Annotated in this window: 1 protein-coding gene; it reads left to right on the forward strand. The window is 46.2% G+C overall.

The features are described 5' to 3' along the window. Window positions 1-44: 44 nt before the first annotated feature. On the forward strand, window positions 45-10,523 hold a 10,479-nt coding region (locus tag C7B77_RS31120; RefSeq protein ID WP_106306016.1), incomplete at its 3' end, for a hybrid non-ribosomal peptide synthetase/type I polyketide synthase.

Here is a 10,523-nt window from a genome sequence, read left to right on the forward strand (position 1 = left end):
ATAGCACATAAGTTTTTAATATTGATATAAAAGCTGGCGATGAAATGAATACAAGTTCTTCTACTATTGTCGAAGTACTTCAGTGGAGGGCGAAACATCAACCAAATAAGATTGGATATGTCTTTCTTAATGATGGAGAAATAGAAAGTGCATCTTTGACGTATAAAGAGCTAGACTATAGAGCAAAATTAGTTTCCACATTATTAAGAAGATCTGCTCAAGCTGGAGACAGAGCACTTTTAATTTATCCACCAGGATTGGATTTCATCATTGCTTTTTTAGGCTGTTTGTATGCAGGAGTAGTTGCTGTACCAGTGGACATGCCAAGGCGGAATCAACGGACGCAAAGACTGCAAAAAATTGTATCTGATGCACGAGCAAACCTAATTCTGACCGTAACAGAAGTTTTACCTACATTAGAAAATAGTTTTCCTAGTGATAGTGGGACACAATTATTGGGAACTGATGGGATTGAGGCAGATGGAGCAGCATTGTTCGAGCCATCTAAAATTTCTGCCGACACTTTAGCATTTCTGCAATACACATCTGGTTCTACTGGTAATCCTAAAGGGGTAATGGTCAGTCATGGCAACCTCATGCACAACGAGAAAACAATCAAGAAAGCTTTCAACCACTCTGAAAACACAATTTTTGTCGGTTGGCTACCTTTGTTCCATGACATGGGCTTGATTGGGAATGTGTTGCAGCCTATGTACTTAGGTATTCCTAGTTATTTGATGTCACCAGTAGCATTCTTGCAAAAACCGATTCGGTGGCTGCGAGCGATCGATAAGTATAAGGCTACAACCAGCGGTGGACCTAATTTTGCCTATGATTTATGTGTAAACAAAATTACACCCGAACAAAGAGCCGAGCTGGATTTGAGTAGTTGGAATTTAGCTTTTAACGGAGCTGAACCAGTTCGCGCTGAGACTTTAACAAAGTTTGCGAATATCTTTAGCGAGTGTGGATTTAATCCTGCTGCTGTATATCCCTGTTATGGGATGGCCGAAACCACATTGTTCACGACTGGTAACTGGCAAGAAATTCCATCCATTGCTCGACAAGTAGATAGTGTTGCTTTGTCAGATCGCAAAATTATTATTCCGAGTAACTTGCCAGCAGACGATCCCACTCTTACCTCAATTGTTAGTTGTGGACGAGCTTGGTTGGATACTGAAATCGAGATCGTCGATCCAGGGTTATTAACGCGCTGCGCCCCAGATCGGGTGGGAGAAATTTGGGTAGCTTCAGAGAGTGTGGCGCAGGGATATTGGAACCGTCCAGATGATACCGAGCAGATTTTCAAAGCACAGATTGCGAATGATGAGAGGGAGCAGAAATTTTTGCGTACTGGGGATCTGGGATTTGTACATGACGGCGAGTTATTTGTGACTGGTCGCTTAAAAGATGTAATCATTATTCGGGGACGCAATCATTACCCTCAAGATATCGAACTGACAGTTGCTAATTGCCAACCATCGCTGGCTATGAATAGTGGGGCAGCTTTCATGGTAGAAATTGGCGGCGAGGAAAAGCTAGTAATTGCCCAAGAAGTAGAACGCACTCAACGTCGCCAGATCGATCGAGAGGCGATCGAAACAGCAGTCCTCGCAGCCGTATCCGAGCAACACGAACTACAAGTAGACGCGCTGTTGTTGCTCAAGCCAGGGACAATTCCCAAAACATCCAGTGGCAAAATTCAACGCAGTGCTTGTCGTCAAGCATTTTTGGATCGTACTTTCGATCTAATTGTCGAGCCATCAGAGCTATTTACTAGTACTATTAATCCGGATCGATCGGTTGACTTTGACAAATCTTCACAGCTAGAGAGTGTCGATAATTCAGCTCGATCGAAGCTGAAGAACGATCGCGATCGCCAAATTAAGACTCCTAGTCCAGTGGCTAACCCAGTGTTGATGACACTAGTCATCAACGCCATCCGCAAGCAGGTTGCCTTGACATTAGATAAACCAATCGATCGCATTTTTGCGACTCGTAACTTTCACAGTTTTGGCACCGATTCCCTCAAAGCAGTGGAAATTATCGGCAATCTCAGTCAGTATTTAGAACTACAACTGTCTCCAACCCTGTTGTTCGAGCATTCTACTCCTGCTGAATTAGCCGCTCATTTAGTGCAAACTTATTGCGAACATTTATCAGCCAAGTTTTTAACTCCACCACCAGATGTCGATGCACCCACAACTTCAGATCCAGACGATCGATCGCAACCAGCTACTGTGAATGCTAGTGGAGACATTGCCGTAATCGGCATGTCCTGTCGGTTTCCGCAAGCCCCAGACTTGGAGAGCTACTGGCAATTATTAGCAAATGGCGATAACGCAATCACCGAAGTTCCCACTCAGCGATGGGCGCAGAACTGGTATGATGTCAATCTAGATACTGCGAATAAAACCTATTCCCGCTGGGGCGGCTTTATTGACAATGTAGATTTATTCGACCCGCTCTTTTTCCAAATTTCTCCTCGGGAAGCCGAGTTGATGGATCCCCAGCAACGAATTTTCCTAGAAGTAGTGTGGGAAGCCCTCGAACATGCTGGTTATCGACCAGAGCAATTAGAACCAGATCGTGTCGGCGTGTTTGTCGGCTGTAGCAATAATGGTTACTATCGACGCATTGAAGGACAGTTGCAAGCTGCTGACTATAGTGCTGGGATCGGGAATCAGAACCCGATTATTGCTAATCGAGTTTCATTTTTACTCAATCTGCGCGGCCCTTCTGTATTGGTGGATACCCTTTGTTCGTCATCATTGGTATCCCTACACATGGCCTGCCAAAGTATCCGCCAAGGCGAATGTAATGCGGCGATTGCTGGGGGAGTGAATCTCCAGTTATCGCCAGAATATTATGTGGGCATGAGTCGGATGAAGGTGCATTCCCCCACCGGACAGTGCTACGCTTTCGACGATCGGGCGAATGGGATTGTCTTGGGAGAAGGAGCGGGAGCTGTTTTACTCAAACCTTTAGAACGAGCCATCGCTGATGGAGATCGCATTCATGGCATTATCAAGGGTTCGGCAGTAAATAACGATGGTCGCACCAATGGATTGACAGCACCCAATCCAGCTTCACAAGCAGATGTGATTCGCACTGCTTTGGATAATGCGGGGGTATCGGCTGAGACGATTTCTTATGTAGAAGCGCATGGTACTGGCACTACTTTAGGCGATCCGATCGAGATTGAAGGCTTGACTAAGGCTTTTAGGGTAGATACCGACCAGAAACAATTTTGTGCAATTGGGTCAGTGAAAACTAACCTGGGTCATTTGGAATCGGCGGCGGGGATTGCCCAATTCATCAAGGTACTACTGTCTCTGCAACATCAACAGCTTCCCCCTAGTTTGAATTTCGATCGACCTAATCCCTACATTCCCTTTGATACTTCGCCGTTTGTCGTTAATAACCAATTGCAAGCTTGGGAATCTGCATCTACTCCCAGACGGGCAGGTGTCAGTTCCTTTGGCATGGGTGGCACTAATGCTCATGTGGTGGTGGAGGAAGCACCCACTCTGAAGGAGATTCACAATCAAGTCGATCGAACGCATCACCTATTGATGCTATCGGCTAAGTCTGAACAAGCTTTAAATGAATTAGTCGATCGCTATCATCAATTACTCACAAATCGGCCGGGTTTATCCTTGGCCGATTTGTGTTTTACGGCCAATACCGGACGGGTGCAATTTAACGAACGGTTAGGGATTGTGACCGATAGTATCAGCGATCTCACCGCACAACTCACTGCTTATCGGCAACAGCAACTAACTCCTAATATTTATCGAGGTTCTAGTCAGAAAAAAAGCACGGCTAAAATCGCCTATCTATTTACGGGTCAAGGATCTCTATCTGTGCGGATGGGTCGCCAACTCTATGAGACTCAGCCGACCTTTCGCCAAGCGATCGCCGAATGTGCAGTCTTGATGGAACCCCATTTAGACCAACCGCTGTTATCAATTCTCTATCCAACAAATGGCCAGAAAGAGCTAATCGATCGAACTATCTACGCGCAACCTGCATTATTTGCATTGGAATATGCCCTATTCAAACTATGGCAATCGTGGGGCATTACCCCAGACGCCGTACTAGGCCACAGCCTGGGTGAATATGTTGCGGCGGTGGTGGCTGGAGTGATGAGTTTGGCTGATGGCATTAAGTTAGTGACCACCAGAGCGCGCCTGATGCAAAACTTACCAACCGTTGGGGAGATGGTCGCAGTTTTTGCAACTCCAGCAGATATTCAGAAGACAATCGAGATCGACGGTCGGCAGCTCACTTTTGCCGTTTACAATAGCCCAGAAAATACAGTCATTGCTGGAGATAAACAAGCAATTTCTCATGCGTGTGCGGCGTTGGCAGCAGAGGGGATTGGCTTTAAGCCGCTCGATACTACGAATGCTTTTCATAGCCCACTAATGGAGCCAATGCTGCCGAAATTCCAGCAACTAGCCGCCACAATTTCTTATACTTCTCCTCAAATCCCACTCATTTCTAACCTAACTGGCGCACAAGTTGACAAGATCGATGCCGAGTATTGGTGTCAACATCTCCAGCAATCGGTCAGGTTTGTCGATGGCATCCAAGCTTTAGCTGAGTTGGACATCAATATTTTTGTCGAAATTGGCCCTAAACCGACATTATTAGCGATCGGACAGCAATGTTTGCCAGTGGACGACGATCGTCTTTGGTTGAGCAGCCTCCGTGGCATCGCTGATGGAACACAGATGCTGCATAGCCTTGTTCGGCTTGCAGTTAATGGTGTGGCGATTAATTGGGTGGGATTCGATCGCGATTATGCCCGCCAGCGCGTTCCGCTGCCCACTTATCCCTTCCAACGTAAAAGCTATTGGATCGATCCACCTATGGACACTGAACCTTTTGCTCCGATACCCAGTAATCAGAATTTAAGCTTCGCCTCACAAGACTCAGCCCTAGCAAGTGTAGATATGACCGATCGACAACGCCAGCAGGATATCTTAAATCAGCTACATACTAGTGTTGCCAAACTACTCAAAGCTGACCTCGCCGAAGTGGATATCAATGCTCCCTTCTTAGAAATGGGTGCTGATTCGCTAGTGTTGGTGGAGGCGATCGGTTATGTCGAACGGACTTTTGGCCTCAAGGTGGGTATCCGGCAAATATTTGAGGAATTGACTACCATCGCGTTGCTTGCCAAGTATATTCACGAACAAATTCCGCTGGAAATTACCTCACCAGAGCCAGTATTAGCAACATCTACAAATGGAAAGTCAGCTACCAATGGCAACTCAGGGCATCACCATGAATCGAATAAGTTGTCTTCTACATCAAACGTAATTCAGTCAACTGGAGCTGTGACAATGAATTCTGCCAGTGGATTAGAACGAATTATGCAGCAACAACTGCAAGTAGTGTCTAATACCATGTCCGATATAGTTGCACAACAATTATCATTTTTGCGGGAGCAAACAGGAAATTTTGAACCAGCCCCTAACGCCATCACAGGAATAGATCCAAAAAAGTATCAACCAGTGGTTTCCACAGTCAATGAAGATCGAAAATCTCCGCCATTACCACCGATTGCCGAAAAATCGCCACTACAATCGACATCACAATTATCACCATCGATCGAGCTAGATCGATTCATTAATAGTTACACTCAAAAAACATTTGGCTCCAAGAATGCCACCCAAATTAGTCGGGATGTGTTGGCAGATAGCCGAGCCAGTGCAGGGTTTCGTCCTTCTCTTAAAGAGTTAGTTTATCCCATTATTGGCGATCGAGCTGCTGGTGCATACTGTTGGGACATTGATGGCAATAAGTACATTGACATCACCATGGGTTTTGGGGTGCTATTGTTTGGGCACAATCCCCAGTTCGTCAAAGATGCCATTAGTAATCAGTTGGAGCGAGGACTGCAAATTGGCCCGCAAGCTCCGCTGGCTGGCGAAGTTGCGCGCTCGATCGCCGAACTGACTGGTACAGAACGGGTAGCCTTCTGTAATTCCGGTACTGAAGCGGTCATGACCGCAATTCGACTGGCGCGACATACCACTGGTCGCAACAAAATCGTCATCTTTACTAACTCCTACCACGGTCACTTTGACGGAATTTTAGCTACAGCTTCTCAAGGGCAGTCTATTCCCAGCACTACTGGTATAGCACCTCTGACTGTATCAGATGTATTAGTGCTGGAATATGGTGAGGATTCGGCACTGGAAGTTGTGCGAGCCAATGCTACCGAAATTGCGGCAGTAATTGTGGAACCAGTGCAATCGCGTAATCTAAGCTTGCAACCGCGCGAGTTCTTGCAGCAGCTCCGTCTAGCGACCGCAGCTAGCGGCATCGCATTAGTCTTCGATGAGGTATTGCTAGGTTTTCGCATTCATCAAGGTGGTGCCCAAGCTTGGTTTGATATTAAAGCCGATCTAGTCACTTATGGCAAAATTATTGGTGGTGGTTTACCGATTGGGGTAGTCGCTGGTCGAGCAGAATATCTTGACGGTATTGACGGCGGCTCCTGGTCTTATGGGAATGCATCTTACCCCTCAACTGAAAAAACCTTCTTTGCTGGGACATTTAATAAAAATCATCTAGGCATGGCTGCTGCCCATGCAGTCGTTCAACATCTCACAGCAGCAGGCCCATCTTTACAAGCAGAACTCAATCAACGTACTCAGATTTTAGTCTCTACTCTCAATGATTTCTTTGTAAGTGAAGAAGTTCCCATCAGAGTACTTAATTTTGGTTCGTTGTTTCGCTTTACTTTCAGTGGCAACTTTGACCAATTTTTCTATCATCTGATTGCTAAGGGGATCTACATCTGGGAAGGACGTGCTTGTTTTCTTTCTACTGCTCATACAGATGAGGATGTCAACCAGATCGTGCGAGCGATCCAATCTACTGTCCGAGAAATTCGCGCTGACGGATTTTGGCCTCGATCTTCCTCTGATAGCGCAACGCTGCCCTCTAGTCAGAAACAAGCTACAACAGTTTCATCCATGGCAACCGCAAAAGTAGAGCCAGCGGATGCTCCCGTTGGCATTCCCCTCACCAAAGCACAACAACAACTTTGGTTTCTTGCCCAACTAGGGGACAACAGCTCTGCGGCCTACAATGAATCAGTAATAATTCAGTTACGAGGTGAATTAAAGCTTGCCGCCATGCAACAAGCTTTGCAAAAAATCGTCGATCGCCATGAGGCTCTGCGCACCAAAATCGATCCGACAGGTGAAGTTCAGCACATCTGTTTATCAGTGAAGATTGATGTACCAGTAATTGACTTCTCTGATATAAATGATAACGATCGGGAATCTCAAGTAACAGCTTGGTTACAAGAAGACAGACAAACCCCTTTTGACTTTACCAAAAACTCTCTATTCCGGTGCCAAATTCTCAAGTTAGAAGCGCAACAGCACTTACTAGTGGTCTCGGCTCATCACATCATTATTGATGGTTGGTCGATGGGCATCATGCTGCAAGAGATTGCGGCTATCTATTCAGCCGAGTGTGAAAATATCTCTTCTGAGCTTACGTCGCCGCTGCAATTCCGCTCATATGTCCAGTGGTTAGAACAACAGGCAGATACAGCAGCAATGGCTAGCCATCAATCTTACTGGCTGGAGCAGCTTTACGACCCAATTCCCGTCTTAGAACTACCCACAGATCGTCCCCGTCGAGCCACAAAGACTTTTCGGGCTAACCGACAAACGATCGAACTGGAGACTAAGCTCAGTAACGATCTCCGCAGAGTGAGTCGAGAACAAGGTTGTACTTTGTTCATGACTATGCTGTCGGCCTACAAAACTCTGTTTCATCGTTTAACGGGTCAAGACGATATTTTAATTGGGATTTCTACGGCTGGTCGCTCTTTAGAAGGCAGTCAAGAACTAATTGGCTACTGCACTCATTTATTGCCAATCCGCAGTCAGTTTGTGGATAATCCATCTTTTCTAGAATATTTACTAACGCTGCGCGGAGTATTGCTAGCTGCTTATGAGCATCAAGATTATCCTTTTGCCAACTTACTCGAGCTTCTGTCAGAACAGCGAAAAACGAACCATGTGCCACTGATTACAGCGACATTTAATTTAGAGCGATCTCTGGCTGTACCAGAAATGTCTGGACTTGATACCAGCTTATACTCTGGAGCGATCGGTTTTGCCGACTACGATCTCAACTTGAATGTCATTGAAGTAGGCACTGAACTTGTGTTGAGTTGTGATTACAGTACGGATTTGTTTGATGGGGCGACAATCTCAAGACTGTTAGGTCATTTCCAGACAGTATTATTAGCCGTTGTCGAAAATCCCCAGCAAGCGGTAAGTGAATTACCCTTACTAAGTGAGTCCGAACGCCAACAATTACTGTTTGACTGGAACGATACCCAGACAGATTATCCGCAAGACAAATGTATCCATCAATTATTTGAGGAGCAGGTAGCGAAAACACCAAATGCAATAGCGGTGGTATTTGAACAGCAGGAATTAACCTATCAACAGTTAAATCAACGCGCCAATCAACTGGCGCATCACCTCCAAACTTTAGGTGTCAAACCCGAAGTACTAGTGGGCATTTGTGTCGAACGATCGCTAGAGATGGTGGTGGGATTGTTAGGGATTCTCAAAGCAGGTGGAGCATATGTTCCTCTAGACCCCAGTTATCCGACAGAACGCTTGAGTTATCTGTTGAGTGATGCGGGGATAGAAGTATTGTTGATACAAGATAACTTGCTGTCAGTGCTACCTTCTCATACTGCCCGAGTAGTTCGTTTGGATATCGATTTGGCGGTAATTGAGCAGTACAGTCAAGCGAATTTAGTGACTGGTGCTGCCGATGATTTGGCTTATATCATCTACACTTCTGGCTCCACCGGACAACCCAAGGGGGTGTTAGTCGCTCATCAGAATCTTGTTAATGCTTACTTTGCTTGGGAGGAAGCATATCAACTACAAACCCACGCCAGAAATCATCTCCAAATGGCTAGTTTGTCATTTGATGTGTTTGGCGGAAATTTAGTACGTGCACTATGTTCGGGTGGAAAGTTAGTTATCTGCCCACTAGACTATCTTTTGAATGCGGAAAAACTCTATGAATTGATGGTGCAGCAAGAAATTGATTGTGCCGAGTTTGTCCCAGCAGTGGCAAGAAACTTAATGGAATACTTGGAGGAAACTCACCAAGATTTAAGTTTCATGAAAGTAACGATCGTCGGTTCCGATAACTGGTACATAGAGGAACATGAAAGAATCCGAAAATTGTGCCATGAAAAAACACATTTAATCAATTCTTATGGCGTAACTGAAGCAACAGTCGATAGTTGTTACTTTGACAATAATTACGGTCGAGAATGGGTTGAAAAGTTAGTTCCAATTGGGAAACCATTTGCCAATACTCAAGTGTACATCCTCGATTCACAACTACAACCAGTACCAATTGGGGTAGCCGGAGAACTCCACATCGGGGGCGATGGATTAGCCCGAGGCTATTTAAACCGTCCCGAACTCACTCAAGCGAAATTCGTTCTAAATCCCTTCTCACCAGATAGATCGCCCCGGCTGTATAAAACTGGCGACTTAGCACGTTACCTCCCTGACGGCAATATTGAATTCTTGGGACGTATCGACCATCAAGTCAAAATTCGGGGCTTCCGGATTGAGCTGGGGGAAATCGAAGCAGTTTTGAGTAATCATCTTCAAGTCCGACAAGCAGTAGCGATCGTCACCGCAGATTCTGCTGGAAACAACCGATTAATAGCCTATGTAGTCAGTGAGGAGGAAACCCTCAGCACTCAACAACTGCGGGAATTCCTGCAACAGCAACTTCCCGCCTACATGGTGCCTTCTGCCTTCGTCATCCTCAATACCCTCCCCCTAACCCCCAACGGCAAAGTAGACCGGAAGGCTCTGCCCGCACCAGATGGTGAAATAGAGCGAGAACAGGAATATGTCGCCCCCCAGACACCAAATCAAGAGATCGTTGCCCACATCTTCACTAGCGTCTTGGGGGTCGAAAAAGTCGGCATTCACGACAACTTCTTTGAATTAGGCGGGCATTCGCTCCTCGCGACCCAATTAACCTCCCGACTCAAACACAGCTTTGCGGTAGACATCCCCCTGCGAGCTGTATTTGAAGCTCCGACTGTCGATCGACTTGCGCGGACGATCGATCGATTACGGACACAGGAGCAAGGATGGAGCCTACCTGTAATCACTCGAATTGTGCCAACGAGCGAATCCATTCCCCTGTCATTTGCCCAAGAACGACTGTGGTTTCTCAACCAACTCGAAGGAGCATCAGCGACTTACAATATGCCTGAAGCTTTGCGCTTGACTGGGGACTTGAATCTCGATGCTTTCCAGCAAGCCCTAACTGAAATCGTCCGGCGGCATGAAGTACTGCGCACCAGTTTTACCACAGTCAATGGCACACCGATGCAGGTGATTCACCCATCCGCCAGCATGGATATAGCGGTGACAGACTTACAACACCTCACCGACACCGAACGGGAAGTGGTGCTCGAACAACAC

Origin of the sequence: Chamaesiphon polymorphus CCALA 037, assembly GCF_003003845.1 — a bacterium.
Classification (GTDB): Bacteria; Cyanobacteriota; Cyanobacteriia; order Cyanobacteriales; family Chamaesiphonaceae; genus Chamaesiphon; species Chamaesiphon polymorphus.